Genomic DNA, 385 nt, shown 5'->3' with positions numbered 1-385 from the left:
AACCTGTCGATCCGGTCGAGCCAGTTGCTCCGGTATCACCGGTCGAGCCTGTTGCTCCAGTCGAGCCGGTCGAACCTGTTGCCCCAGTAGAGCCGGTCGAACCTGTCGATCCGGTCGAGCCAGTTGCTCCGGTATTACCGGTTGCACCTGTGGCGCCGGTCGAGCCGGTTGCTCCAGTCGACCCCGTCGAACCTGTTGCTCCAGTCGAACCTGTCGAGCCAGTTGCTCCGGTATCACCGGTTGCACCTGTGGCGCCGGTCGAGCCGGTTGCTCCGGTCGATCCGGTCGAACCTGTTGCCCCAGTAGAGCCGGTCGAACCTGTCGATCCGGTCGAGCCAGTTGCTCCGGTATTACCGGTTGCACCTGTGGCGCCGGTCGAGCCGGT

The 385-nt window shown here is 64.4% G+C and carries 1 protein-coding gene; it reads left to right on the top strand.

Annotated elements, in window-relative coordinates:
- On the top strand, positions 1-385 hold a 385-nt coding region (locus EOA22_RS39480; protein WP_245478832.1), incomplete at both ends, for a DUF4573 domain-containing protein.

The organism is Mesorhizobium sp. M7A.F.Ca.US.014.04.1.1 (assembly GCF_003998745.1).
GTDB lineage: Bacteria > Pseudomonadota > Alphaproteobacteria > Rhizobiales > Rhizobiaceae > Mesorhizobium > Mesorhizobium ciceri.
Note: the sequence above shows the minus strand (reverse complement) of the source record. Positions and strands in the feature narration are given on the sequence as shown.